This window comes from Allobosea sp. AK1, from assembly GCF_006714945.1.
Lineage (GTDB): Bacteria > Pseudomonadota > Alphaproteobacteria > Rhizobiales > Beijerinckiaceae > Allobosea > Allobosea robiniae.
Map to the genome: position 1 here is coordinate 2,493,126 of NZ_VFMG01000001.1, position 24,790 is coordinate 2,517,915.

At 64.4% G+C, this 24,790-nt stretch carries 28 protein-coding genes; 9 read left to right on the plus strand and 19 right to left on the minus strand.

What is annotated here, in order from left to right:
* Positions 1-66 precede the first annotated feature (66 nt).
* From FHT98_RS12335 to FHT98_RS12345, 3 genes are all read left to right on the plus strand, one after another.
* Positions 67-1,098 (plus strand): amino acid ABC transporter substrate-binding protein, encoded by a 1,032-nt coding sequence (locus tag FHT98_RS12335; protein ID WP_162766191.1) that lies wholly within the window; start codon positions 67-69, stop codon positions 1,096-1,098.
* Between the two features lie 120 nt (positions 1,099-1,218).
* Positions 1,219-2,382: an amino acid ABC transporter permease gene (locus FHT98_RS12340; RefSeq protein ID WP_248309208.1), complete on the plus strand. Its 1,164-nt coding sequence runs from the start codon at positions 1,219-1,221 to the stop codon at positions 2,380-2,382.
* Complete coding sequence (locus FHT98_RS12345; RefSeq protein WP_142114194.1) at positions 2,379-3,422, plus strand: amino acid ABC transporter permease; 1,044 nt, start codon at positions 2,379-2,381, stop codon at positions 3,420-3,422. The genes FHT98_RS12340 and FHT98_RS12345 overlap by 4 nt, the downstream gene beginning before the upstream one ends.
* Before the next feature lie 192 nt (positions 3,423-3,614).
* On the opposite strand, the gene FHT98_RS12350 is transcribed toward FHT98_RS12345, so the two are convergent.
* Entirely contained in the window at positions 3,615-4,163 is a 549-nt protein-coding gene (locus tag FHT98_RS12350; RefSeq protein WP_142114195.1) for a GcrA family cell cycle regulator, read from the minus strand.
* Positions 4,164-4,706: 543 nt separating this feature from the next.
* Between FHT98_RS12350 and FHT98_RS12355 the strand changes: the two genes are divergently transcribed.
* Genes FHT98_RS12355 through FHT98_RS12365 form a run of 3 tightly spaced genes read left to right on the plus strand, consistent with a single transcriptional unit; the run spans position 4,707 to position 7,896 of the window.
* Positions 4,707-5,927: an aspartate aminotransferase family protein gene (locus tag FHT98_RS12355; RefSeq protein WP_142114196.1), complete on the plus strand. Its 1,221-nt coding sequence runs from the start codon at positions 4,707-4,709 to the stop codon at positions 5,925-5,927.
* 41 nt (positions 5,928-5,968) lie between these two features.
* The gene (gene argF, locus FHT98_RS12360; protein WP_091857624.1) at positions 5,969-6,892 is read left to right on the plus strand and encodes an ornithine carbamoyltransferase; all 924 of its coding nucleotides are present in this window, start codon (positions 5,969-5,971) and stop codon (positions 6,890-6,892) included.
* On the plus strand, positions 6,892-7,896 hold the full coding sequence (locus tag FHT98_RS12365) for an Hsp33 family molecular chaperone (protein ID WP_142114197.1): 1,005 nt from the start codon (positions 6,892-6,894) through the stop codon (positions 7,894-7,896). The genes argF and FHT98_RS12365 overlap by 1 nt, the downstream gene beginning before the upstream one ends.
* A 113-nt stretch (positions 7,897-8,009) precedes the next feature.
* On the opposite strand, the gene argE is transcribed toward FHT98_RS12365, so the two are convergent.
* Both argE and apaG read right to left on the minus strand, forming a co-directional pair.
* Positions 8,010-9,188, minus strand: a complete 1,179-nt coding sequence (argE, locus tag FHT98_RS12370; RefSeq protein WP_142114198.1) for an acetylornithine deacetylase — start codon at positions 9,186-9,188, stop codon at positions 8,010-8,012.
* Entirely contained in the window at positions 9,185-9,577 is a 393-nt protein-coding gene (gene apaG, locus FHT98_RS12375) for a Co2+/Mg2+ efflux protein ApaG (RefSeq protein ID WP_061971076.1), read from the minus strand. Before apaG ends, argE begins: the two co-directional genes overlap by 4 nt.
* A 425-nt stretch (positions 9,578-10,002) precedes the next feature.
* Between apaG and FHT98_RS12380 the strand changes: the two genes are divergently transcribed.
* The gene (locus tag FHT98_RS12380; protein WP_142114199.1) at positions 10,003-11,034 is read left to right on the plus strand and encodes a 2'-deoxycytidine 5'-triphosphate deaminase domain-containing protein; all 1,032 of its coding nucleotides are present in this window, start codon (positions 10,003-10,005) and stop codon (positions 11,032-11,034) included.
* Positions 11,035-11,062: 28 nt separating this feature from the next.
* Here the strand turns inward: FHT98_RS12380 and FHT98_RS12385 are convergent, their stop codons facing one another.
* The 7 genes from FHT98_RS12385 to FHT98_RS12415 form a co-directional block, all read right to left on the minus strand.
* Positions 11,063-11,392, minus strand: coding sequence for a hypothetical protein (locus tag FHT98_RS12385; RefSeq protein ID WP_142114200.1), 330 nt, complete (start codon positions 11,390-11,392; stop codon positions 11,063-11,065).
* A 227-nt stretch (positions 11,393-11,619) separates the two neighbouring features.
* Positions 11,620-12,330, minus strand: a complete 711-nt coding sequence (locus FHT98_RS12390; protein ID WP_185745140.1) for an LON peptidase substrate-binding domain-containing protein — start codon at positions 12,328-12,330, stop codon at positions 11,620-11,622.
* 97 nt (positions 12,331-12,427) lie between these two features.
* Positions 12,428-13,015 carry a dihydrofolate reductase family protein gene (locus FHT98_RS12395; RefSeq protein WP_142114202.1) on the minus strand — a complete coding sequence of 196 codons (588 nt, stop codon included), beginning with the start codon at positions 13,013-13,015 and terminating at the stop codon, positions 12,428-12,430.
* A 218-nt stretch (positions 13,016-13,233) separates the two neighbouring features.
* Positions 13,234-13,596 (minus strand): hypothetical protein, encoded by a 363-nt coding sequence (locus FHT98_RS12400; RefSeq protein WP_061971068.1) that lies wholly within the window; start codon positions 13,594-13,596, stop codon positions 13,234-13,236.
* Positions 13,593-14,864 carry a flavin-dependent oxidoreductase gene (locus tag FHT98_RS12405; RefSeq protein WP_142114203.1) on the minus strand — a complete coding sequence of 424 codons (1,272 nt, stop codon included), beginning with the start codon at positions 14,862-14,864 and terminating at the stop codon, positions 13,593-13,595. Before FHT98_RS12405 ends, FHT98_RS12400 begins: the two co-directional genes overlap by 4 nt.
* The gene (locus tag FHT98_RS12410; protein WP_142114204.1) at positions 14,861-16,009 is read right to left on the minus strand and encodes a DJ-1/PfpI family protein; all 1,149 of its coding nucleotides are present in this window, start codon (positions 16,007-16,009) and stop codon (positions 14,861-14,863) included. Before FHT98_RS12410 ends, FHT98_RS12405 begins: the two co-directional genes overlap by 4 nt.
* Positions 16,010-16,188: 179 nt before the next feature.
* Complete coding sequence (locus FHT98_RS12415; RefSeq protein ID WP_142114205.1) at positions 16,189-16,674, minus strand: DUF1772 domain-containing protein; 486 nt, start codon at positions 16,672-16,674, stop codon at positions 16,189-16,191.
* Positions 16,675-16,754: 80 nt separating this feature from the next.
* Here FHT98_RS12415 and FHT98_RS12420 point away from each other — a divergent pair, with 80 nt between their 5' ends.
* Together FHT98_RS12420 and FHT98_RS12425 are read left to right on the plus strand one after the other, a co-directional pair.
* Positions 16,755-17,726 (plus strand): GlxA family transcriptional regulator, encoded by a 972-nt coding sequence (locus tag FHT98_RS12420; protein WP_142114206.1) that lies wholly within the window; start codon positions 16,755-16,757, stop codon positions 17,724-17,726.
* A gap of 16 nt (positions 17,727-17,742) precedes the next feature.
* Positions 17,743-18,285, plus strand: a complete 543-nt coding sequence (locus tag FHT98_RS12425) for an imm11 family protein (RefSeq protein ID WP_142114207.1) — start codon at positions 17,743-17,745, stop codon at positions 18,283-18,285.
* Between the two features lie 61 nt (positions 18,286-18,346).
* Here FHT98_RS12425 and FHT98_RS12430 read toward each other — a convergent pair whose 3' ends face one another.
* The 9 genes from FHT98_RS12430 to FHT98_RS12470 form a co-directional block, all read right to left on the minus strand.
* Positions 18,347-18,679 carry a YciI family protein gene (locus FHT98_RS12430; RefSeq protein ID WP_142114208.1) on the minus strand — a complete coding sequence of 111 codons (333 nt, stop codon included), beginning with the start codon at positions 18,677-18,679 and terminating at the stop codon, positions 18,347-18,349.
* Between the two features lie 119 nt (positions 18,680-18,798).
* Entirely contained in the window at positions 18,799-19,359 is a 561-nt protein-coding gene (locus tag FHT98_RS12435; RefSeq protein ID WP_142114209.1) for a dihydrofolate reductase family protein, read from the minus strand.
* A gap of 36 nt (positions 19,360-19,395) precedes the next feature.
* Complete coding sequence (locus FHT98_RS12440) at positions 19,396-19,923, minus strand: hypothetical protein (RefSeq protein WP_142114210.1); 528 nt, start codon at positions 19,921-19,923, stop codon at positions 19,396-19,398.
* A gap of 31 nt (positions 19,924-19,954) precedes the next feature.
* On the minus strand, positions 19,955-20,347 hold the full coding sequence (locus tag FHT98_RS12445) for a hypothetical protein (RefSeq protein WP_139163547.1): 393 nt from the start codon (positions 20,345-20,347) through the stop codon (positions 19,955-19,957).
* A gap of 783 nt (positions 20,348-21,130) precedes the next feature.
* Complete coding sequence (locus FHT98_RS12450) at positions 21,131-21,583, minus strand: DUF2721 domain-containing protein (RefSeq protein WP_142114211.1); 453 nt, start codon at positions 21,581-21,583, stop codon at positions 21,131-21,133.
* Between the two features lie 429 nt (positions 21,584-22,012).
* Positions 22,013-23,245 carry an HlyD family secretion protein gene (locus FHT98_RS12455; protein ID WP_113584811.1) on the minus strand — a complete coding sequence of 411 codons (1,233 nt, stop codon included), beginning with the start codon at positions 23,243-23,245 and terminating at the stop codon, positions 22,013-22,015.
* Positions 23,238-23,687 (minus strand): hypothetical protein, encoded by a 450-nt coding sequence (locus FHT98_RS12460; RefSeq protein ID WP_091857558.1) that lies wholly within the window; start codon positions 23,685-23,687, stop codon positions 23,238-23,240. The genes FHT98_RS12455 and FHT98_RS12460 overlap by 8 nt, the downstream gene beginning before the upstream one ends.
* A 107-nt stretch (positions 23,688-23,794) precedes the next feature.
* The gene (locus tag FHT98_RS12465) at positions 23,795-24,319 is read right to left on the minus strand and encodes an SH3 domain-containing protein (protein WP_061968587.1); all 525 of its coding nucleotides are present in this window, start codon (positions 24,317-24,319) and stop codon (positions 23,795-23,797) included.
* An 89-nt stretch (positions 24,320-24,408) separates the two neighbouring features.
* Complete coding sequence (locus FHT98_RS12470) at positions 24,409-24,723, minus strand: cysteine rich repeat-containing protein (protein WP_091857554.1); 315 nt, start codon at positions 24,721-24,723, stop codon at positions 24,409-24,411.
* Between the last annotated feature and the right edge of the window lie 67 nt (positions 24,724-24,790).

Consider the following 24,790-nt stretch of genomic DNA (forward strand, 5'->3'; position numbering starts at 1 on the left):
TCCTTGCTCCTGTTGCATAGTCGCTTTGCAACACAGAAGGCTGCTGACGGCCTCGGGGAGACGGATATGACGATCAGGATCTTGGGAGCGGCGTTTTTGCTGGCCGCGGGAACTTCGATGGCGCAGGCGCAGCAGCTCGCGCCGAGCCCGACGCTGGACGCCGTCAAGGCGCGCGGTAATCTCGAATGCGGCGTGCATCTCGGCCTGCCCGGCTTCTCCTTCGCCAATGACAAGGGCGAGTGGAGCGGGCTCGATGTCGACTACTGCAAGGCGCTGGCCGCTGCGGTGCTCGGCGATGCCAGCAAGGTGAAATACACGCCGACCTCGGTGCAGCAGCGCTGGCCGATCCTGCAATCGGGCCAGGTCGATGTGCTCGCGCGCAACTCGACCATCACCTTCTCGCGCAACGCGACGCTCGGCCTCAACTTCCAGGGCATCAATTTCTACGAGGGCCAGACCTTCATCGTCCGCAAATCGGCCAATGCCAAGACGGCCGCGGATCTCGACGGCGCCTCGGTCTGCGTCGCCGCCGGCTCGACCGAGGAGAAGAACGCCGCCGACTGGTTCCGCGAGCGCAACCTCAAGACCACCATCACCAATTTCCAGAAGAACGACGACGCCATCGCCGCCTATGATGCGGGCCGCTGCGACGCCTATACCGCCGGCGTCGGCGCGCTCGCCGGCCAGCGTGCCAAGCTCAAGAACCCCGAGGAGCACATCATCCTGACCCAGCCGATCTCGAACGATCCGCAGGGGCCGGTGACGCGCTGGGGCGACGAGCGCTGGCAGCTCATCGTGCGCTGGGTGCTGAACGGCACCATCGCGGCGGAGGCGCTCGGCGTCACCTCCAAGAACGTCGACGAGATGAAGGCGAACTCCAAGAATTCGGAAGTCCGCCGCCTGCTCGGTGCCGAGGGCGGCTTCGGCGCGATGATGGGGCTCTCGAACGACTGGATGTACAACGTCATCAAGCAGGTCGGTAATTACGGCGAGAGCTATGAGCGCACCGTCGGCATGGGCTCGAACCTGAAGATGGAGCGCGGCCAGAACCAGCTCTGGACCAAGGGCGGCCTGCTCTTCACCCCGCCCTTCCAGTGAGAACAGTGAAGGCTCGTCATGGCCGGGCTTGACCCGGCCATCTCGGAATTCAGCCCAAGCGTCACGAGATTCCCGGGTCAAGCCCGGGAATGACGTCCGCGAACCTCGATCGAGGTGGTCGTGAGCAGCTTCCTATCCTTCATCAACGACAAGCGCGTCCGGGACTGGTTCTACCAGATCGCCCTGATCCTGCTGCTCGTCGGCCTCGCCGTGTTCTTCGTGCGCAACGCCTCGGAGAACATGGTCAAGGCCGGCATCGCCTCGGGCTTCGACTTCCTCTGGCGCACCTCGGGCATCGAGGTGCCCTTCGTCCTGACCAACTATACGCAGGCCGACAACATCCTCGCCCTGTTCTGGGTCGGCGTCGCCAACACCATGCTGGTGACCGTGATCGCCATCGTGCTGGCGACGCTGCTCGGCTTCGCGCTCGGCATTGCTAGGCTGTCCTCGCACTGGCTGCTCTCGACCATCGCCGGCGCCTATGTCGAGTTCGTCCGCAATATCCCGCTGCTGTTCTTCGTGCTGTTCTGGTATTTCGGTGTCATCGCCGCCCTGCCGCAGCCGCGCCAGAGCATCGGCCTTTTCGGCGTCGCCTTCCTCAACAACCGCGGCATCACCATCCCGCTGCCGGATGCACCCGACAATTTCCGCTGGGCGGCGCTGGCGGTCCTGGTCTCCTGGCTCTGCTACTGGCTGGCCAGCGCCTGGGCGCGCCGCCGCAAGGAGCGCACCGGGCAGGACGCGCCGCTGCTCGCCATCGGCATCGGGCTGATCGTGGTGGTGCCAGCGCTCGCGATCGCCTGGGCCAGCCTGGCCACGCGCTGGGACATTCCGGTGCTGCGCGGCTTCAACTATCGCGGCGGCTTCGTCGTCATCCCGGAATTCGTCGCGCTGCTTGCCGCACTCGTCACCTATACCGCCGGCTTCATCGCCGAGATCGTGCGCGGCGGCATCGAATCCGTTGCGAAGGGCCAGAGCGAGGCGGCTTCGGCGCTGGGCCTGCGTCCCGGCCGGATTCTGAGCCTCGTCGTCATCCCGCAGGCACTCCGGGTGATGACCCCGCCCCTGACCAACCAGTATCTCAACGTGCTCAAGAACTCGTCCTTCGGCGCGGCGATCGCCTATCCCGACGTGGTCAGCCTGTTCATGGGCTCGGCACTCAACAATACCGGCCAGGCGATCGAGATCATCGCCATGACGCTCGCGGTCTATCTCGTCATCGGGCTCGCGGTGTCGGCGCTGATGAACTGGTACAACGCCCGCATCGCCCTGGTGACGCGATGACCCGCACCTCCTCTCTCTCCCTCTGGCGCGAGCGCCTGTTCGGCACGCCCTTCACCGGCTTCACCAGCGTGGTGCTGGTCGTGCTGATCGCCTGGATCGCGATACCGCTGATCCGCTGGGCGGTGATCGATGCGACCTGGGTCGGCTCGACCAGGGCCGATTGCGCGCCCGGCGGTGCCTGCTGGGTCTTCATCCGCGCCCGCTTCGGCCAGTTCATGTACGGGCTCTATCCCGTCGACCAGCGCTGGCGTGTCGACATCGCCGGGATCGCCTTCGTGTTGGGGATCGCGGCGGTGGTCCTGGCGCCGCAGCGTCTCAGGCTGAAGCTCGGCCTCGCCATGCTCGTTATCCTGCCGCCGCTCGGCATCTGGCTGCTCTCTGGTGGTTTCGGCTTGCGTGATATCGAGACGCGCGAATGGGGCGGCCTGATGCTGACCCTGTTCATCTCGATCTATGCGAGCCTGATCGCGATCCCGCTCGGCATCCTCTTCGCGCTCGGCCGGCAATCGGAGCTCAGGATCATCCGGCTGATCAGCGTCATCTTCATCGAGTTCTGGCGCGGCGTGCCGATCATCGCGGTGATCTTCCTGGCGTCGCTGCTGCTGCCGCTGATCCTGCCCGGCGGCATCGGCATCGACCGGCTGGCGCGCGCCGTGATCGGGTTGGGCTTCGTCATCGCCGCCTACATGGCGGAGGCGGTGCGCGGCGGCCTGCAGGCCCTGCCCAGGGGCCAGCGCGAGGCGGCGACCGCGCTCGGCCTCAACTACTGGAAGGCGACCGGCCTGATCGTGCTGCCGCAGGCTCTGCGCATCTCGCTGCCGGCGATGACCAACGAGTTCATCGCGCTGATCAAGAACACGACGCTGGTGCTGGTCGTCTCGATCCTCGACCTGCTCGGCATCGCCCAGGCTTCTCTTGCCGATCCCAACTGGGTCGGCATGAACATGGAGGCTTATGTCTTCTCGGGGGCGATCTACTGGCTGATCTGCTTCGCGCTCTCGCGCTGGAGCCGCTCGCTGGAGAAGAAACGGAGGTTGTGAGGAGTCTGGGCATGGCCCGTCATTCTCCGGCGGAGCGAAGCGCAGGTCCGAGAATCTCTTCCCGGAAATGATACCGGAGCCTCTCTCGTCTCGAGATGCTCGGGACAAGCCCGAGCATGACGTGCCCTTCCATCAGGCAATAAAAAACCGGCCTTTCGGCCGGTTTTCTTTGTTCGAAGCCCCCAAACCCGATCAGGCCCGGGCCTTGCTCCGGTCGCGCCGGCGGTCGGCGGCAGGTTGGTAGGCGATGCGGGCGTGGTGGCTGCAATAGGGCAGGCCGGTCTGCGAACGCGCGCCGCAGAAACGGAACTCCGGGGTCGTCGGGTCGCCCATCGGCCAGCGGCACATGTATTCGCGCAGGTCCATGATGGTAACGCGCTCCGAGAACGGGATCACCACGTCCTCGGAGGGCAGCGGCGACGCCTCGACCGCGCTCTCCACCTCGACGGCGAAGTCGGGCGCGAGCGCATGGGCGCCGCGCGTCGGCGCGGAGGCTACCCCGGCCATCGGATGGCTCGGCGAGCGCGCCGGGGCCTTGCGGGGTGCGTTGCTGCGCGGCGCGGCCGGCTGCGCCGCGCTCTTGGCCCGGCCCGAAAGGCCGAGGCGGTGGACCTTGCCGATCACCGCGTTGCGCGTGACGCTGCCCAGCTCGGCGGCGATCTGGCTGGCGCTCAGCCCATCGCTCCAGAGCTTCTTGAGCAGCTCGACGCGCTCTTCCGTCCATGCTCCGGCTTCGTTCATCCGCATCACCTGTCTTGTCCGGCCGATCCCTTGCGGGTCCGGCCTTTAAGGGCGCTTCGTGACGGAATCCGGGACCGGCGGCTCTGTCACAGGGACAAGGCCGTTGCTGCCGCAACAGACGGTACAGGAGGCGCCGCACGAAATGTCGTATCTGACGAAGCCGACCATACAAGCTGCGGTGACTCGCGAACAAGAGTCGGCGAATCGGAATTCGGCTTTTCCCCAGGCGATTCGCGAATGCGCGGTCAAGCGAATCCTTTCGGCAACACTGTCCCCGCCGCATTGAATTGACAGCCGCGGCCTCCTTAAGCATATTTATCCACAAGGTGACGCCGCCCCGCTCGGGCGGCGCTTATGTTTGGCGGATCAAGGTTCCGACGATGCGGATGACGGCGCGACGAGAGATCGGGAGCTGGGCGCGACGATAACGTCGCCGCCGGGTCGTATCATGGCTGCATCCTGCAGCATCCACCCCGGATCGTCGTTCTCCGTCCAGCGCCAATCCGTTTCTCACCCCGTCCCCTTCGCGAGGATCTTCGTCCCATGGCTCCCGCCCCTGTTTCCGCCAGCCAGTCCGTGCTTGTCCCGACCTATGCCCGCGCCCCCGTCGCCTTCGAGCGCGGCGAGGGTCCCTGGGCGATCACGGCCGACGGCACCCGCTATCTCGATTTCGGCGCCGGCATCGCGGTCAACGCGCTCGGCCACGCCCATCCGCATCTCGTCAAGACGCTGACCGAGCAGGCCGGCAAGATCTGGCACACCTCGAACCTCTATGGCGCGCCTGATGGCGAGCGGCTGGCCCGCCGCCTCTGCGAGGCGACCTTCGCCGAGCGTGTCTTCTTCACCAATTCAGGCGCCGAGGCGAACGAGTGCGCCATCAAGATGGCGCGGAAATACCATGCCGCGAAGGGCCATCCCGAGCGCTATCGCATCATCACCTTCGAGGGTGCCTTCCACGGCCGGACGCTGGCAACCATCGCCGCCGGCGGCCAGCAGAAATATATCGACGGCTTCGGCCCCAAGGTCGATGGCTTCGACCAGGTGCCCTTCGACGACGAGAAGGCGCTGCGCGCCGCGATCACGCCTGAGACCGCCGCGCTGATGATCGAGCCGATCCAGGGCGAGGGCGGCCTGCGCTCGGTTCCGGCCCGCTTCCTCAAGCTGCTGCGCGATCTCTGCGACGAGCAGGGCCTGATGCTGATCTTCGACGAGATCCAGACCGGCGTCGGCCGCACCGGCAAGTTCTTCGCGCATGAGACATACGGCGTCGCGCCGGACATCATGTCGATCGCCAAGGGCATCGGCGGCGGCTTCCCGATGGGCGCCTGTCTCGCGACCGAGGAAGCGGCATCCGGCATGACGCTCGGCACGCATGGCACCACCTTCGGCGGCAATCCGCTCGCCATGGCGGTCGGCAATGCCGTGCTCGACGTGGTGCTGGCGCCCGGTTTCATCGAGAATGTCGGCCAGATTTCGCTCCGGCTGAAGCAGTCGCTGGCCGAGCTCAAGGACAAGCATCCGGATGTGATCCAGGAGATCCGTGGCGAGGGCCTGATGCTCGGCCTGAAGCTGCACACGCTCAACACCGACTTCGTCAACGAAGCCCGCGCCCATGGCCTGCTCGTCGTCGGCGCCGGCGACAATGTCGTGCGCCTGCTGCCGCCGCTGATCATCACCGAGGCCGATGTCGCGGAAGCCGTCTCGCGTCTCGACAAGACGGCGGGCGCGATCGAAGCGGCGCTGAAGCGCCCGGCCGCCGAATAAGTTCACCCCCAGACCCCACCAGCGAAGCGAAGGAAGCGCCCGTGACGCGCCATTTCCTCGATCTCTCCGATTTCTCCGGCAACGAGCTGCGCGCCATCCTGCGCACGGGCGAGGAGATCAAGGCGCGACGCCGTACGCCCGCAGCCGCCGGCGACCGCCTGCTCGAAGGCAAGGTCATCGCGACCATCTTCGAGCAGCCGTCCTTACGGACCCGCGTCTCCTTCGATGTCGGCATCCGCGAGCTCGGGGGATCGCCGATGATGGTCGCCGGCCATGAGATCGAGCTCGGCGAGCGCGAGACCATCGCGGACACCGCCCGCGTGCTCTCGCGCTATGTCGATGCGATCATGATCCGCATCCTCGATCACGATTCGCTGGTCGAGATGGCGAAATACGCCACCGTCCCGGTGATCAACGGCCTGACCAAGCGCCAGCACCCCTGCCAGGTCATGGCCGATGTCATGACCTTCGAGCAGCGCAAGGGTGCGATCGAGGGCAAGCGCATCGCCTGGACCGGCGACACCAACAACGTGCTGACCTCCTGGGTCCACGCTGCCGGCCGGCTCGATTTCGAACTGTCCGTCGCGACGCCGGAGGAGCTCAGCCCCCCGCCGGCCCTGATCGCCTGGGCCAAAAAACAGGGCGCCCGCATCAAGCTGACCAATCGCCCCGAGGAAGCGGTCGAGGGCGCCGATTGCGTCATCACCGACTGCTGGGTCTCGATGGGCGATGACAACGAAGGCACCCGCCACAACCTGCTGCGACCCTATCAGGTCGACGACAGGCTGATGGAGCGCGCCGAGAAGGACGCGATCTTCATGCATTGCCTTCCCGCCTCGCGCGGCGAGGAGGTCACGGACGCGATCATGGACGGCCCGCAATCGGCCGTCTTCGACGAGGCCGAGAACCGCCTGCACGCGCAGAAGGGCATCCTCGCCTGGTGCTTCGGCGGAGCGGCGGCCTGATGGCCGTCGACGACAGCATGAGCGCTGCCGGGCTCGACGACCGGGTCATCCCCTTCGCCGTGCCCGATCTCGACGTGCGCGGCCGCGTCGTGCGGCTGGGCCCGGCGATCGATGCGATCCTCGATCGCCATGGCTATCCGGAGCCGGTCTCACGCGTGCTCGGGGAGGCGGCGGCGCTCACCGTCCTGCTCGGCACGGCGCTCAAGTTCGAGGGCCGCTTCCAGCTCCAGACCAAGAGCGACGGTGCCATCCCGATGATGGTCGTCGACTTCAACGCGCCCGACAATTTCCGGGCCGTCGCCCATATCGACGAGGCCAAGCTCGTCGAGGCGATCGCGCTCGGCAAGGTCTCGAGCGGTGAACTTCTCGGCGAGGGCCATCTCGCCATGACCGTCGACCAGGGCTCGGCCACGACCCGCTATCAGGGCATCGTCGCGCTGAAGGGCCAAAGCCTGGAAGAGGCCGCACACCAGTATTTCCGCCAGTCCGAGCAGATCCCGACGCATGTCCGGCTTGGCGTCGGCACCGTCACCACGGGCGGGCGGCCGCAATGGCGCGCCGGCGGCATCCTCGTCCAGTTCATGCCGCACTCGGCGGATCGCCTGCGCGCTGCGGACATGCACCCGGGCGATGCACCCGAGGGACACGATATCCTCGCCAAGGGCGATCCGGACGGCATCGCCGACGATGCCTGGATGGAGGCGCGCTCGCTGGTCGAGACGGTCGAGGATCACGAACTGCTCGACCCGACGCTGGAGAGTGAGCGCCTGCTCTACCGCCTCTTCCACGAGCGCGGCGCCCGCGTCTTCGAGCCGGTCCTCGTGCGCGAGGACTGCCGCTGCTCGCGCGAGCGCGTGCTCGCGATGCTGCGCGGCTTTGCGCCCGAGGATCGCAAGGCGATGATCGCGGATGACGGCAAGCTCGGCGTCACCTGCGAATTCTGCTCGCGGCGCTATTCGTTCGATCCGGTCGAGGTCGAGGACGGGCTGTCGGCGGGCGAGTAAGCCGCCCGTCATTCTCGGGCGTCGCGAAGCCACGACCCGAGAATCTCATGTCGGAAAAGCGCGGGAGGCTTCTTGTCTCGCGATGCTCGGGGCAAGCCCGAGCATGACGCGCCTCAGCCCGCCTGGCACTCCGCCATCAGCTTGCGCATGAAGGCTTCGCCGGCGGCCAATTGCTCCAGCGTGATGTACTCGTCCGGCTGATGCGCCTGGTCGATCGAGCCGGGGCCGCAGACCACGGTCGGGAGCCCCGCCTGCTGGAAATGCCCGGCCTCAGTGGCATAGGCGACCGCGATCGTGTGGTTGCGGCCCGAAAGCCGCATGGCGAGCCGCTCGGCCTCGGAGCCCGGATCAGGCGCCAGCCCCGGCACGTCCGAGGTCATCTGCGTCTCGATCGCGGAACTTGGCGCGGTCGAGCGCATCCGCGACAGCACCTTCTCGGCCGTCTTAGCGAAACGGGCCGGGCCGGCCTCGGGATCGGAGCTCGGAACCGTCCGGATCTCCCAGAGAAGCTCGCTGCGATCGGCCAGGATGTTGCGGGCGATGCCGCCATGGAACGTGCCGATATGGATGGTGTCATAGGGCGGGTCGAAACGGCCGCTCGTGTCCGGCCGCTGCCTGGCGTCCTCCGCCATCTGGTCGAGCTCGGCGGCGAGCAGGGCGCCGGCATGGACGGCGCTGGCGCCGAGCTGCGGCTTGGAGGAATGCGCTGCGAACCCCTTCACCACGGTCTGGAAGGTCCGCACGCCCTTATGCGCGTCGCAGATGTCGAGCATGGTCGGCTCGCCGACGATGACGGCGCGCGGCCGCGGCAGGCTCTTGCCCATGGCATTGATGCCGTCGACCACGCCGAGGCAGGTCACCTCCTCGTCATAGGACAGGAAGAGATGGATCGGCGTCTTGAGGTTCGCCGCCAAAAAGTCCGGCACCAGCGCCAGCCCCAGCGCGACGAAGGCCTTCATGTCGACGGCGCCGCGGCCATAGGCCTTGCCATCCTCGACATGCAGCGTGAACGGGTCGCGGCTCCAGGCCTGGCCGGCCACCGGCACCACGTCGGTATGGCCGGAGAGGACGACGCCGCCGCGATCCTGCGGGCCCACGGTCGCGAACAGCGCCGTCTTGTCGCCGGTCTCATTGGGGAAGCGCACGCTGGAGACGCCCCAGCCGGCGAGGTAATCCTCGACGAAATCGATCAGCGGCAGGTTGGGCTTGTCGCTCACCGTGTCGAAGGCGACGAGGCGGGCGAGCATTTCGAGCGGCGTGTAGCGCTGCCCGGCTTGAGCGGAGGCGGTCAATGCAGAACCTTCTTCACATAGGGGGAATCGAGCGGGAAGAGCGGCACCTCAACATCGAAGATCGTGCCGTTCTCATCCTGCATGGCGTAGAAACCGTGCATCGAACCGTCAGGCGTCGTCAGCGGGCAGCCCGAGGTGTAGTTGAAGCTTTCGCCCGGCCGCAGCACCGGCTGCTTGCCGACCACGCCTTCGCCGCGTACCTCATGGACCTCGCCGCGCCCGTCGGTGATGAACCAGTGCCGGGTCATCAACTGCACGGTTAGTGTCGAGAGGTTCACGATCTCGATCGCATAGGCCCAGAAATACCGGCCCTGCGCATGCGAGGATTCTCCATCCATGAAGCTTGGCGCCGCGCTCACACGCACGCCATGCGTCTGTGCCTGATACATGGAAAGGCTCCGCCTCGGCCGATCGCGGCTCTATCGTGTTGATGTGTTATCGGCCTGCCGGCGCCAGCGTCAATGCGGTGACGCAGCGATTCTGGCGTGGGCAACCCGCTGCCTCGCATCTGCCGCGCATCCCCCATGCTTGGCCTTTGCGGGGCGCTTCGCTAGCTATGACCGATTATCCCCAGCGGAACGCGATGCCGCTCTCCCATCGAATTTAGCTGTAGAGGCTCGAGGTCATGAGCTGGTGCATCTGCAATCAGGCCAATCGCCTTCCCACCCTTCATGATCCGAGCCCTTATCGAATCCAAGACCGTCCCCGCCGCTGCAGCGGACATAGGAAAGACACTGTGGACGACGAGGACGGTGGCGGCTTGAGCCTGCCGTTGTATGTAGATATCAGCCAGACTCTTTCGGTGTGAGAAACGATGAATTTTGGAATTTGGCCGTCGCAGTGGATCCGGCGAGCTATTGAAGCGGGCATCATCAGCTCCAGTGCGCCGATCAGCGAGGCCGCGATCCAGCCGGCAAGCCTAGATCTTCGCTTGGGGGATCGGGCTTATCGCGTTCCCACCAGCTTCCTACCGGGTAAAGGAAATTCAGTCGCTCAGCGCTTGAGCGATCTCGCAACGCATGAGGTGGACTTGACGAAGCCTCAGGTCCTCGAACGGAATTGCGTTCACATTATTCCGCTTCAGGAGAGTCTGCGCCTCGATGAACGCACCAGTGCCCGCGCTAACCCTAAAAGCTCGTCTGGCAGGCTGGATATCTTCGTTCGCCTCATCGCAGATTGCGGGACCGCTTTCGATGAAATTCCTGCTGGCTATTCTGGCGCGCTCTTCGCTGAGGTCGTGCCACGCTCCTTTCCCGTGATTGCGCGGGTCGGCGATTCACTTAACCAACTGCGGTTTCGTGAGGTCACTTCTGACCTTAAGCGCCCCAGTCGGACATTTCCTGTTTCGATCGATCTGGAAGGAGCGGCGGCTAGCGGCATCGTCGCGTATCGGGCGCGCAAAACCACCGGCCTGATCGATCTTCAGCAAATTGGAAAGTATGACAGGAACGATTTCTGGGAGGCAATCCAATGCCGTCCGGGCAGACGGGAGCTCGTCCTTGTGCCGGACGAGTTCTACATCATGGCCTCGCTTGAGGATATCGAGATCGGCGAAGACGAGGCTGCCGAAATGATAGCGTATGACACCGCCGTCGGGGAGGTGCGCGTACATTATGCTGGTTTTCTGGATCCATTTTTTGGGAAATCCAAGTTTAATACAAATAACAGCAGTAAGGTTGTTCTCGAGATCAGGAGCCATGACGTTCCGTTCATGCTCGATCACGGCCAGAGAGTTGGAACTTTAATTTTTGAAGACATGATCGAAACACCGGACAAGCTGTATGGGCAGCAGATCAAATCCAACTATCAGGGCCAGGGCCTGAAGCTATCAAAACAGTTCATTTGAACCGGCGAGTTGGCGCGCCAGGGCGACGTCATCCTGATCGATAGCCTGCTCCGTCTTCGGTGAGGCCGGCCTGGAACAACTCATCGGCCATCGCGAGAGCGCCAGCCTCACCGCTTATCGGGATGCGCTCGGGGAAGGCGGCCCGCTCAAGCGAAGGCTCCAGGCTCTTGCGGATATCCGGAGCCGGGAGGGCTACATGGGGAGCGTAGTCGAGGAGGGGCATGGCCGCTTCCTGCTCATCGAAAATCATTGCCCGATCTGTGCCGCGGCCAGCGCCTGCCAGGGCCTGTGCCGCTCGGAGCTCGCGATCTTCCGTGCGGTGTTGGGGCCCGACGTTTCCGTCGAGCGGATCGAACATATCCCGACGGGCGCACGGCGCTGCGCGTACAGAGTTCGCTCCGCTGCCTCGTAGAGCTGAGCCGATGCGGTTCGGTGGAAGCTCTCCGTGCGCCATAAGCGGAATCTAGCTCATCGCCCGAACGCGGACCTCCAGAGCGCCTTCAGTCTAACCTCTTCAGGTTCGTCTCTTGATCTTGGGCAGCTTAATTTTGCCGTCGCTCTAACTCAGCAAAACCTCGCCCAAAATCAACTCAGCTGCGCAGCATCTGCTGCTCGCAAGATGAATGGTGCCATATCGGCTGCAAGCGAGGCCGGCGGTACCGCGCCGTCCAGCAGCTCGACTAGGAGCCGCAGTCGATCGGGTAACGAAGGTGCTTCGAGCAGAGCCTGTCTTAGCGCGATAGGTATCCAATGAGGGGGAGAGTCCTGCCCCAGATATGAAAGCGCGACCCACGGCAAGGATCGGATCCCTTCGATGCGATCGGCGGGGGCGCCGGCCAGAACAAGCTTGGTCGTCACCGCAGGCAGGCCAGCGCGGCGACGCAAAGCCTCGAACCGGAGCAGAGCGCGCTCATGGAGCGGACGAAGCTCGGCTTCTCGCGCAGGTGGATCGTCCCAGGGATCGACCGACACCCGGTAAAAGCCGCCCTGCTGCAATGTGAACGTTCGCAAATGCACACGCCGCACGGCTTCGACGAAAATTCGCACGATGCCTTGTGACACTGCGGATTCAATGACGACCGCAGTCACGCCCACGCCGAAAACCGACGATGCGCCAGACATCTCGCCTTCAGGATCGCGCAACGAGGCAAAGACCAGATGGCCGCTGGCTGCCGCGGCTCCTGCCGCAGCGATCGATGCGGTGCGCCCCAGGCCGAATGCCCGCGCCATTGAAGGGGCGAGCAGAACGCCACCGCCAAGCGGAAGCAGGGGATGCTCGGTGGCCTGTGCTGTCACCTTATGCCCGCCCGCTCGCTTCTGGATTGCCCGCGGCAAATTCCGCCGAGCTCGCGTATTCGAAAGCCGCCCATGGATGGGATATTCATGACGTGTGTTATCGGCAGACGCGGTAGCGGACGTGGGTCGCCATCGGTCCATCGGTCGAGGAGACCTTCTCGAGCAAAATTGGCCCTTTGAAGTTATCGAACAGCCGAATTCCGCTGCCGATAAGGCTCGGTGCGAGATGAATCGCAATTTCGTCAACCACACCGGCGTCCAATGCCTGCTGGGAGGGTGATGCGCCGCTGATGACAACGTCCTTGTCTCCGGCCGCCGCCTGCGCCTGACGGACGGCGCTCTCGATGCCGTCGGTGACGAAGGTAAACTTGGAGTCGCCCTTCGGCACCGTTTCAGCTGCTGGCGGCTTGTGGGTGAGGATGAAGAGCGGAACGCCCTTCAGCGGATGCGAGCCGCCCCAGCCATTGGTGATATCGTAGGTTCGCCGGCCAAAAATGTAGGCGCCGGACTGGGCATACATGCGGTCAACCTCGGCCTTGTTCGCGCCGCCTTCCTCCTTAGCTCTCGAAAGCCAGCCGAAGACATGCTTGATGCCGTCCCGGCCCTTCGGAAACGCTTCTCCGTCATCTGGCCCGGCACAGAAACCGTCGAGCGACATGCTCATTTCGATGATGACTTTGGCCATGGCTCCTCTCCAGTTTTGCTTGTTTCGCCTCAGGGGGCGAACGACTATTCGTTTCGATCAGCGAGATACGGGTCGCCTGGACCTGCCGCGCGGTAGAAGATCGATACTCCCTCCAATTCCAGCCGCCGATGCGTTGGTCCATTCGTCACTCGAGCCTTCTTCTCCAACGCCGGCCAAATGCCTTTTCCGGCGGACACCGCATTCTTGCGAGTTAGGCGTCACCGTCGCCACGACGCCCAGGCGGCGAGCGAGCCGACCAGGAGCACGAGGAGCAGGACAACGTGGAATGCCGCGTCGCCGCGAGTCTGCGGTCCGACCCCGACCGCGATCGTGAACGCACCGACCAGCGTGCCGAGAAGCGCGAACCCCTGCGCGGCAAGGGCTATGATGGGGCCGCGCGCCGGCCAGATCAGAACCATCAGCAGGCCGAGGCCGAGCACCGCTCCGAAGACCCCTTCGGCAATCATGGCGTGCCGGTGCTCGAACCCGGATATCAGGACGCCCGCGTGCACCAGAGAAGCCACGGTGAAGAGGAGCGTCTCCGCCAACAGAATGAGCGCGAGTTTCGTGTGGTCAGTCATGGCTCCAGCTTCCGATTGTTGTGGCGCCGCCGTTCGCTTTCCCTGTCCGCGGCGAACCCCGCCAGGCTCGCATAACCACGCACGATCCGCTGGCGTTCCTCGTAGGAGGCCACCGCTTCAACGTCGTCGAAGCGATCGGGCGCCCGGCTTTCCACGAGATCGATCACGCCTTCCGGCCCGCCTTTGCGGTTGGCATGGACGATTTCCGCCGTGGCAGGACGGCGCTCCCCGTCATAGGCGCTGAGCGCGGCCTCCACGGATCCATGAGTCTGCAGGTGCTCCGCCAGAGAGCGGGCATCGAGGATGGCCTGGCTCGCACCGTTCGAGCCGACGGGATACATGGGATGGGCGGCGTCGCCGAGCAGGGTGACGCGCCCGAACGACCAGCGCAGCAGCGGCTCACGATCGCAGTTGGGATATTCGTGAAACGCGCCGGTGGCGCGGATGATCTTCGCCGGATCGACGTAGTCCAGGTGGAAGCGGTCGCGCACGAACGGCAAGACCTCGTCGAGGTTGCCGGGCCGGCTCCAGTCGCCAAGGGTGGGCTTCCGGTCCTCGGCCTCGTGGAGCCGGGCCATCACGGCCCAGTTGGTCAGGCGCATGCCCGGATCGTTGGGATCGCTCTCGATCGGATAAAAGATGAACTTGGCGTGGTTGCCGCCGGCAATCGCCATCGTGCGACCGTCCTGCCATGTCGGCCACCGCGTGGCGCCGCGCCAGAGCATGACGCCGTTCCAGATCGGCGGCCCTTCGCCCGGATAGAGCTTGGCGCGCACGGTGGAATGGATGCCGTCGGCGCCGATCAACAGATTCCCGCTGGCTCGCAGTGCCTTTCCGGTTTCGGACAGAAAAGCGGTGACCTTGCTCCCGTCCTGTTCGAAGCCCGTCACGCTGCAGCCGGTACGGATGACTTCCCGCCCCAACCGGTCCATGACAGCCTGATGGATCAGGCCCAGCAACCTGCCGCGATGGATGCTGAATTGCGGGACCGCATGGCCGCCCTCTATACCGCGCAGCTCCCGCCAGACGATCTGGCCGAACCTGTTCGCATAGATCAGCTCACGCGTCCGGATTCCGGCAGCATCAAGCGCGTCCATCAGCCCGAGCTCGGCCAGCAGACCGACGGCATGCGGCAGCATGTTGATGCCGACGCCGAGCTCACGCACCGCATCAGCGCGTTCGAATATCTCGACCTCGATTCCCGCCCGGTGCAGGAAGAGTGCGGTCGTCAGTCCACCGATGCCGGCGCCCACGATCAGCGCCTTCATGATCCCGCTCCGGGTCGCGGATATTCGAGCTGCATGGCGACCATATGCGCCGTGGCCTGCCCATACCGGGCCCCGATAGCCTGCAAGGCCTCGTCCAGGGCTTTTGCTGGCCGCATGTTGGCAGCAAACCGCAATCGCTCGCCGGAGCGGGCCGCGGTCACTCTATCTGGAAGGAGGCGCACGCCGCCGCGTGTCGTCACTGCCGCAGACGATGCCGCGAACAGCCCCACCCGGGAGCGATAGGTGCGCGACCACGCATCGGCGACGAGCGCAAGCGACACTTCATCCATCCCCGGTTCGAGCGCTATGACGAAACGATCCTGGCGCCAGACGGCGAGGCGATTGCCCAGCGCGATTGCGGCGAAGGGACGGGTCAGTCTGAAGGCACCGCTGTCGTGCCGGGCATCCCATCGCTCCAGCCCGAGATCGCGGGCAACCGTTTGCGCCTTGTCCCTTCCGGCGATCGCCTCGACCAAGGCCAGCATCATCGGCATCGAAGCGGTGATGCCGGTGGTGGTGGCGACACCCCGATCCACCACCATGCGCCGGTTGGCGACGTAGCGGATCGACGGGTGGTGCTTGAGCAAATCCCCGAGATAATACCAGTGGGTGGTCGCCCGCCGGTCGTCGAGAAGCCCGGCTGCGGCGGCAACCTTCGCGCCGGCACAAATTGCGATGATAACGGCCCCGTGTTCCGCCTGCTTGCGCAGCCAGGCCATGACGGCTGGATTATCGTCACGGCTCATGGCCGGAACGATCACATAGTCGGCTCCTTTCGGGTGTCGCGCATCGAAGGCTTCGATCGTCGCATCGGCTTCGACAGTCAGCGCCGGATAGAGTTTGACCGGGCCGGGCTCCGTCGACAGCATCACCACATCGGCGATATCCGCCCGGCGCAGAATTCCCGTTGGCATGAGATAGTCGGTCGTCTCCGTCGCATCGTTGAGGCCGACGACGGCGACCAGGGGCCGAGCCCGTTTCGGCGGCTTCAGCGCCGCCAGCATGGCGTCTACCTCCGTTTGCGGGACGGCTGACGACGCGACGGCGACGGGTGTGGCGGGCAAGGTGGCCAGCCACAGTCCGAGGCCCACCAGCGGCAGGGCGATCAGGGCCAGTCCAGCCCAAATGAGATAGCGTATGGACATCGAGCGCTCCGATCGAGCGTTGCTTCCATCGTCAGGGTATCGAGCGTGCGCTGGCGGAAATGAAGCAGTGTATTTTCTGCCAAAGCGAAGCGACGGTGACTACCGGGCCTCGCCGCCACGCTCGCGACGACCGCGCCGCTTCTGATCGACCTACATGGCGACACGCCACTAGGGTTGTCCTACTGCGCAATCGCAACTGACATCGACAGAAGGCCAAGCGTTGCGAAACACGCACGCAGTACGTGGGACCACTCCCAGACGTTGCGCATGTGCCGCCAATCAGAATCGGGTGACGAGAACAGGCCGAAAATGAGTTGGCTCGTACCGCCAAGCTCCGAATCTTTCAGCCAGGCGCTGTTCACCGAGTGGGTCACGAGCCAGTAGGTCGCATGAACTGCGATCAGCAGTCCCAACGCACCTGTCGTCCACCAGAAGCGCTCCGTGCCGGTCGGAGTGAAGAACAGGAGGATGGCAAGCACGACCATGCCACCGACCTCCCCCACGAGCCCGCCGATGGTGAAGCCGGGAAAATAGATCGCCTGAACTGCGCGGTAGGTGGTCTCGTCAAGACGCAGCTTTCCGGGGAATTCCAGTGCATGCGCCAGCGAGAGCCCCATCGTCACCGCTACCAGCAGCAAACCAAGGATAGAGAGAGCCAGGAACATACCGATCCTCATCGTTTCCGCCGTTAGGATAGCGAAAGAGGGGTCTGGCGGGAATGACATAAACATGGCATTTTCTGCCAATGCATCGTGTCGCCTTCGTCGTTTATCCCGGCTTCGAGCTTCTCGACATGTCCGGGCCGGTCTCGGTCTTCACCAGTGCCAATCGAGCTTTGGGGTTGAGTGAGAAGCCTGCGTTCTACGCCATCGACCTCGTATCGGTGTCGGGCGGGCCGGTGACGAGCAGCAGTGGCATCGCCGTCCACACGCAAAGCCTGGAAGACCGCGCGCACGAGGCGGTCGATACACTCCTCGTCGCCGGCGCAGAGAGCGAGAACCTGCTGCCAATCCTTGCCGATCCCGCCTGGGCAGCATGGCTTCCGAAGCTGACGGGCAAGGCGCGTCGGTTCGGCTCGGTCTGTTCCGGCGCGATCATCCTTGCAAGGCTCGGGCTGCTCGATGGGCATCGTGTCGCCACCCATTGGGATGCCTGCACACCGCTTGCTGCCGCCTTTGCGTCCGTCACCGTCGACCCCGACTCGCTTTACGTGGTCGACGGACGGCTCTGGACTTCGGCCGGGGTGACCACCGGCATCGACATGGCGCTCGCCATGGTCGCGCAGGACCTGTCGGCCGACATCGCCGGAGAGGTCGCCAAGCGGCTCGTGCTCTATGCGCGCCGCCCTGGCTACCAATCGCAGTTCAGCCCGCTGCTTCAGGCGCAGGTGAAGGCTGACAGCCCCTTCGCCGATCTGATCGCCTGGATCCTGGCAAACCTCGCCGCCCCCCTGGAAGTCCCGACCCTTGCGGATCGCGCCGGTCTCAGCGAGCGGACGTTCCATCGTCGGTTCGTCGCGGCCACCGGCGAAACGCCGGCCCGCTTCGTCGAGACGGCGCGCCTCGATGCCGCCCGCATGCTGCTATGCCGCGGGCTTTCTCTGAAGTCGGTTGCGGCCGAGGTCGGCCTGTCCCCGGCAGCCCGGTTTTCCGAAGCCTTCGAGCGCCGCTTCGGCATCGCGCCGCGACTGTTTCGCGAGATGCATGCGGCGTTCTGACCGGAAGGATCAAGCCATGCCGATGACGATTTACAAGTTCGCCGTCTTGGAAGATCAGGAATGGATTTTTCCCGTCGACGGCGCGGATTTCGAAACCTTCTTTGCGATGGATGGGCGTGCCATCCAGGATTGGGCTCCCCCTGTGATGCAGATGGTCGAGGCGGAGCAAGGGGCTGAGGAACCGAGCTACTCCGATTTCCCCTGGCTGGGCGAGCATGCGCCGATCCTGAAAAAGCCCGCCGTGGATGCTCTGGCACCGGTCTTGGCTCAATATGGACAGCTTCTGCCGCTGAAGGGCGAAAACGTCTGGCTGTTCAACGTCACCACCGTCCTCGATGCCCTCGACAGGGAGAAATCCGGCATCGTCTATTTCGATGACGGAGACATCCTCGATATCGAGCGGCATGTCTTCAAAAGGGACGTCATCGGAACCGCCGAGATCTTCAAGCTGCCGCGGCGGGCCTCAGCCGTCTATGTCACCGGTCGTTTCGTTGAGCAGGTCCGCGGCTCCGGCCTTCGCGGTGTCTCGTTCGCTCCTGTGTGGACATCCGAAGAATGAGCGGTCGCCGCGATCGGGAGACGCCGCGAAACCAGGCATCAGCGACCCCCGCTGGTGCGGATCACGGCGTCTCTTTCAACGGCCAGACTTCGACGACGCCGTACGCAACTGCGCATGGCACGAGTGAAACCTTCTCGATGGCGCCGGCCAGGTCGGTGGCCTCGATGATGGCGAATCCCGCGATCGGCAACGCTGACGACATGAAGGGTCCATCACGAGTTTCTACGTTGCGCGCCTCGGGATTGCGGACCTGAACCGGTGTGCCGGCGATCCCCATCACGGCGCCTTCGGAGCGCAGTTTTGCGTCCTGGACATGCGCGGCGTCTCTGAGCGGCTGGGGCGTGCGGTCGTAGCCGGCTCGGTCGCCATATCCGATCGTGACGAACTTGGGCATTGTCTTGCCTCCTTTCAGGGGCTGCGGCAGCGGCGATAACGGCGGCATGAGCGGCCTGCAGACGGTCCGATCCGGCCGGGGCAAACGGCCATCAAGTCATCACCGCGGACTCCGCGCCATTACGCATAATGCGGCGCGCCATCGGGCCGGTAGTCGAGCACAACAACCTCGCCATCAAGAATCCGGTGATCCTCGAGCTTGAACTTCTGGTCCGGCATCCCCTTGAAAAAGGGCTCGACGCCGGACTGCGGCAGGATCAGCGGGCAATAGATCAGGCGCAACCGGTCCAGCAGGTTCGCCGCAAGAAGCTGACGGACGATGGACAGGCTTCCCATCGTCCGGATTTCAGCATCTTGGCCGGCACGTTCTGCACGGATCGTATCGAGAAAGCCGGAACCCAGCACGATCAGCCCCGGCCAGCCCGCGCTGCCGAGCGTGGAGGAGACGACCCAACCGGGGTTTTCGGTCATCTTGCGATAATCGTCGTCCTGATAAACCTCGGGGACGCCGCTCAAGGCATCAAGGGTCTTGCGGCCGATCAGGGTGCGATTCGGCTGCGCGCTCTTCTGCGCCAGCCATGCCATGAATTCCGGCCCCGTGTATCCGTAATAGGCCGGCGACTTCTCGCCCCGCGCCGCGCCATCGATCGACAGCATGATCTCGGAAACGATCTCGGTCATCGCCTTCTCCTCATCAACATGCCGGCGGCTATCGGCCTACCGAGCCGGCAATTCGGTCCAAAGATCCTTGGCGAAGCCCCTCTGGTCGAGTTGCCGCGTGGTTCCCGTCACCTCTGTCTTCCCGTTGCGACACCGATAGGCGTGGATGCTGTCATGGCCGATCGCATAGGCCGGAACGCTCCCTGCGTCGGGATTGTCCCGGCAGAACATGTCGGCGCCGGGATTGTCGCGCTGCTCGTTCATTTTGGTGCAGGGCAGGTTCGCGCCCACGAAGCAGACCATGACCTTGCCGTTCATGCAGCGGTACTGGGCCTGCGTTTGCCAGGAATCTCCATCCGGCCCACTTTTGGCGTTGGGAAACAGCTTCCTGAATGCCGAGGCCGTGCGCGCGCGAAGTGCGGGATCGTAGTCCCGAATGCTGTCGTCATTGCCTAGACGGGCGCAGACGGCGGTAAGATCGGCTTCGGGCGCTGCGCGGACCTGATCGTCGAAGTCCAGCAGCGGCAAAGCCACGGCAGCCAACCCAAGCGCCCAGATCATCCCGATTGCGAAGCGCGGCATCATCTCCTCCTCCGGTTGCTGAGAGCGGCTCCGGTCAGCATCGCTGAAAACGCTGCGGTTTCGCTGCGATCCAGGAGAAACCCTCCAGCGTGAGGTCAATCTCTTTGGCGGCATGCCGTCGCAGAACGACTTTGCCTGGCGTGACGGGGCTACCGCCCTTGTAGCACCGCGCGTCGAACCTCAGGCTCTTTCCCGAGCGGGTCGCCTTGCCCAGCTCGCAACCGACCTCGTAAAATCCGAGATCGGCCGCTGTGATCGTCAGCACTTCGACTTCGCCACTGACCGGCTCGCATCGTCCAGAATGGCTCGACCATTTGCCCTGCCATTCCGCGGGCACCTCAGCCAAGGCTGGGGCGTGGCAGCCTAGCAACCCGAGAAGGCTGAAGAAGACGAACTGTCGGAGTTGGTAGCGGTCCCGAGGTTGCATGTGCTCTTGCCTCTCCGCGTTGGTCAGGCGCCAAAGGCCCCGTGTAACGACGACGAATGAGCTCCGCCGGATTCGACATCGGCACGCAAAAAAGCCGCTCGCCAGCTCGAGGGCTCGTTCACTTAGCCTACTGACGAGAGCGGTCGGCAGGTATGACAAAGACATGGACATTTCCGCCATTGCGTCGTGTCACTGCGGGATCTCGGATCAACGGGGCCCGCCCAAGAGGGCGGGATTGCACGCGCTACCGGTTGCCACGACGGCAGATCGTGAAGCCGAGATCTCAGCCGATCATTCCGATCAGGTCGATGAGCGGAGACCAACTAGCCCAAGCTGCGGCGGCCGCATGATTCTCGTCGAGCGCTTCGCGCCAGGCACCGTCCTCGCCGTCTTCAGGATTGATACATCATGAAGACGGCGCCACGGCGATATCCGGATTGGCCAGCGCCGTCGTCGGCCGGAGAGCGGGCGATCCCGTTCGGCCCGATCGCGGAAATGGAGATTGTGACGGGTTCGGATACGTCCCATGAGCACCCAACCGCCGGCTCCCGGGCCTTTCGGTCGGCGCATCGCGCCTCCGATCCACGCCTCGCACGATTCCGCCGACCAGGCCGCGCGGCAAGATGCCCTTTCGGGATTCGCTGCCCTTCACGGGGTCAGCTCGCGAGATTACCCTCTGCCGTCGTTCTCCTAAGCTGGTTCAACGGGCCGTTTCCGCCTTGGTGCGGTCACCACCCTCGACGAGTCCCGGCAATCCCGCTCGCGCACCACCGCAGAGAAAAGTTAGTCCTGCCCGGCGGTTGTTCGAGCCATCTGCATCTGTCGCAACATGTTCCGTGCAGCAATGAGCAGCTCAACCAGGAATGCGGCAAGGGACCCGATGAGCAAGGCTATGGCGCCACCAAAGAACCAGAAGACATTCTGCTCGCGAAGACCGAACTGCAGTGCTCCGGCAAGCAGGTTTAAGATCGCACCGCCCGTGCAGAACCCTGCCCCTACGCCCATGACCAACGCTATCTCGAGCGCGAGCACTCGCCGCCGTAGATAGGCAAGTTGAACGAGCGACATCCTGTTCTGTTCGGTCCGGTCCGCGACATCGTTCAAGCGATCCGATACCCTGCCAAGACGCATCGCGAAAATATTTACAAAACCCGCCGTGCCCGCCAATAGGAACACGGGTGCGAGAGACGTTTGTATGATCGAAGCAAAATCTCTAACAACAGTCGATGTGTCCATAAGTACCCTTTTTACCCCGAGCCTATGCCTAAGACAAAGGCGCGCAGTGCTTCCGTGCGAAATAACTTAGTCACCCTCCTTTTTGGCAACGAAGGCAACCGCCGTCGCCTTCGTCGAGCGGATCGCTCCGGCAACGGATCGGCCCTGCGAAACCAGAGTTTATCTAGCGTAGCTTCGCAACGTTCTCCTGGTTTATGGCAATTCCTCAGCGCGACCTCTCTGCCTCGAGACATAACTTCACGTTGAACCAATTCGACGAGGGGCACGCGATGTATCGTCCCTCCAAAGGTCCCGGAGCGCAGCGGTCGCCCCCTGAGCTGATATCCCCAACGCGCCGTCCGTTCGAGTGCGATCGCCCGGCGTGACCTGCAGGAAACGCTCTCGTGGTCTGCGGCGGCGCTGGCGACGTTCCGCCGTGGTGTCTGGCCATCAGTGGCCGCTGAAGACGAGTGTCCGGATCGGCAGCACCAGCGCCTGGATTCGAAGCAGAAACGCGTGGACGATCCCGACCGCATCGACCGCATGCAAGGCGATCCGCCGCGAGGCGCCGGTCTCCTTCGCCTCGATCTCCTCATGGTTGCTGGAATAGGCGTTGGCGATACAGCTACTGCCTGGCGTGACGCCCTCGAGTCCACCGGCATAGAGGGGTTCGAGGAAGGTCAGGATCGTTCCCGGCCGCGCAACCTGCCGGGGATCGATCAGGAGTTCACCACCCCGGAACTGCCCGGCCGCGATATAGTCCTGGACATTGCTCACCACCATCGGGATGACCGTCCAAGGCTTGGACATGCAGGTCACTTCGGCGACCATACCCACCTTCATGACCTGCGCCTCGATCTGCGAGAAGCCGGCCTGCAGGACCTTGCGCCCCGCCTCCTGTGGAATCAGTACTCCGGCGGGACGCATCACCGGGTTTACGAGATCTCCGACCCGCAAGACGAACTGCTCGACGCGTCCGTCCACCCCGGCGCGGATCACCCTCTTGTCGAGATCGACTTGAGCCTGGGCGAGCGCAGCCTCTGCGCTGGCGCGTTCGGCCGGAAGCAAGGTCGAGATCTTGACCTGGACGGTGTTGCGGGCGGCGACGGTCGCGTCCATGGCCGCCTGGCGTCCGGCGACAAGGTTTTCGAGCTTTTCGATCTCGCGGGTGGCGACGATATCGCCATTGCGACGCCGCAATTCCTGCTTCGTGCGCAATTCGTCGAGCGCCTGCTGATGCGCGCTCCTGGCTTCGAGGATCCTGCTCTCGCTCTGCAGGATCTCGACCCGCGCGACGACGAGGGCTGCATCGACCTCGGCGATCCTGCGCCGGGCTGTCTCGACGGCAGCCTCCTGCTTCGTGCTGTCGAGCCTGAAGATCGGCGCGCCCTTGGCGACCATGCCGCTGGTGCCGACATGGACCTCGGCGACCCGCCCGATCGTCTCGGGCATGATCGGGATCGTCCGATAATACAGCGTCGCACTGGTCGTGGACGGATGGTAGTAGAAGATCACCGTGATGAGCGCGATTGTCAGCATCACGCAGGCGGTAATGCCCCAGCGCAGCTCGAACCAGACCGAGTAGAGCGTGATCTCCTTACCGATCCGCTTTCCCTGACGAAACCGGCGATAGAGATAATCGGGGCAAACGGTCAAAAGCGCACAGAAAAGGAGCTCAAGCACGCGTCAGCTCCTCCGGAGCGTCTGCGTGATCCGCCGCGGAGTGCGAAGTGAGGTTCGGTGCCGGCTGGGGCAGCGCGACGTCTTCGTTTCGTCCGGACCTGACGCCTGCCATCTTCTCGAGCGCACCGGCCATGCGGCCGAACAGCCCGGAGAAATCGGGAAGGTCGATCAGGGCGAGCAGCAGGCCCGCGACCCAGAGGACATGAATATGCGTGAACAAGGCCAGTAGCCCTAGGACCGCGACGATCTCGAACTGGATCTTCTTCGATTTGTGCGCGATGCGCTCAGGCAAGGTGTGCAGATGTAGAAATAGCACCCCGACCAGGAGCACCGCCACCACCAGGAGCGCCGCCATCGCGACCATCGGATAGTCGGTCTCGCCCGGCGCAGTGATGAAGGCCGGCAGGTGGTGCGGAGCGGCGGGATGAAGAGACGCAGTCATGCATAGCTTTCCAACAATATGTGGGTATCGTGCCGGCGCTAACGCGGCGGACGCCGCAGCGGCTGGAGGCTCACTGGAGGACGATGGGTTTCATCCGCGGGCTGCCGTCAGGGCCGCGTGATGCGCCCGTGGCGCACCGTCGTGCCGTAGGGGCCCCGGCGAATCGCGCCGTAGCCGCACGCATTCGGTCCGCAAGTGGCGCCGCTGACCCGGCCGACCGGGGCTGGGTGCGGCCGGCCATAATAGCGATGCCAGGCGCCGTACCAGGGCTGGGCGGGATAGTGGGTCGCCCAATAGGCCCGGTTGAAGGCAACGATGGCGAGCCCGGCGCCCGCAATCACCGCTGGCGTCACCGCAACAGGGCGGCCGGCATGGAACAGCTGGATCATCGAGGCCGCCATCCAGCCCCGGTTCGGCCCCCAGGCGACATCGCACCAGCTGTAATTCGCGATGCAGCCGAAGGTGGTGATCCGGGTCCCGGCCGGAACGGTGACAATGGCCGGATAATGTGTGCCCGGACCGGCGCGCAGATTGACCGTGTTGACCGCACGCGCCGGGCTCGCGGCCTGTGCCGCAGCCGGCAACAGCGCCGTCGCCGCCAGGACAACTAAGTTCGTAATGAACCGGTTCATCGGCTTCTCGCTTCCTTGCGATGGCATATGGCATAGGGATTGGGCGGGCGCGGGGCCAAGGGGTGGTGCATGGCCCGCGCCCGCCCCACTCACCGCGGCATGGCGCCGGCAGCGGTGGCTTTCGATTGCTGGGCTGCGCCCTCTGGCAACGCCTCGCGGCAGGACGAGGACAGGCGTTGGCGATCCAGCGCGCGCAGACAGGCCAGACTTCGCCCGCCGCCGGGTCGCACGCCGGAGCAGTGCCGGACATAATCCGGAGAACAGGCTTGTATGAAGGCTTTCGCTTCCGCCGGCATCGCCGGGTTCGCGCGCTGCTGGGCGCAGGCGGTTTCGGCGGAGCCGATCGTGAGGACAAGCGCTGCCCAGGCGAGGCGGAGGTCGGCGGGATGCCGGGTCGTGATCATTGGGAGTGCTCTTGCAGCGCCGGCCGCGGGCATGAGGACATGGTCATGTCGCTCACCGCCTGTGATC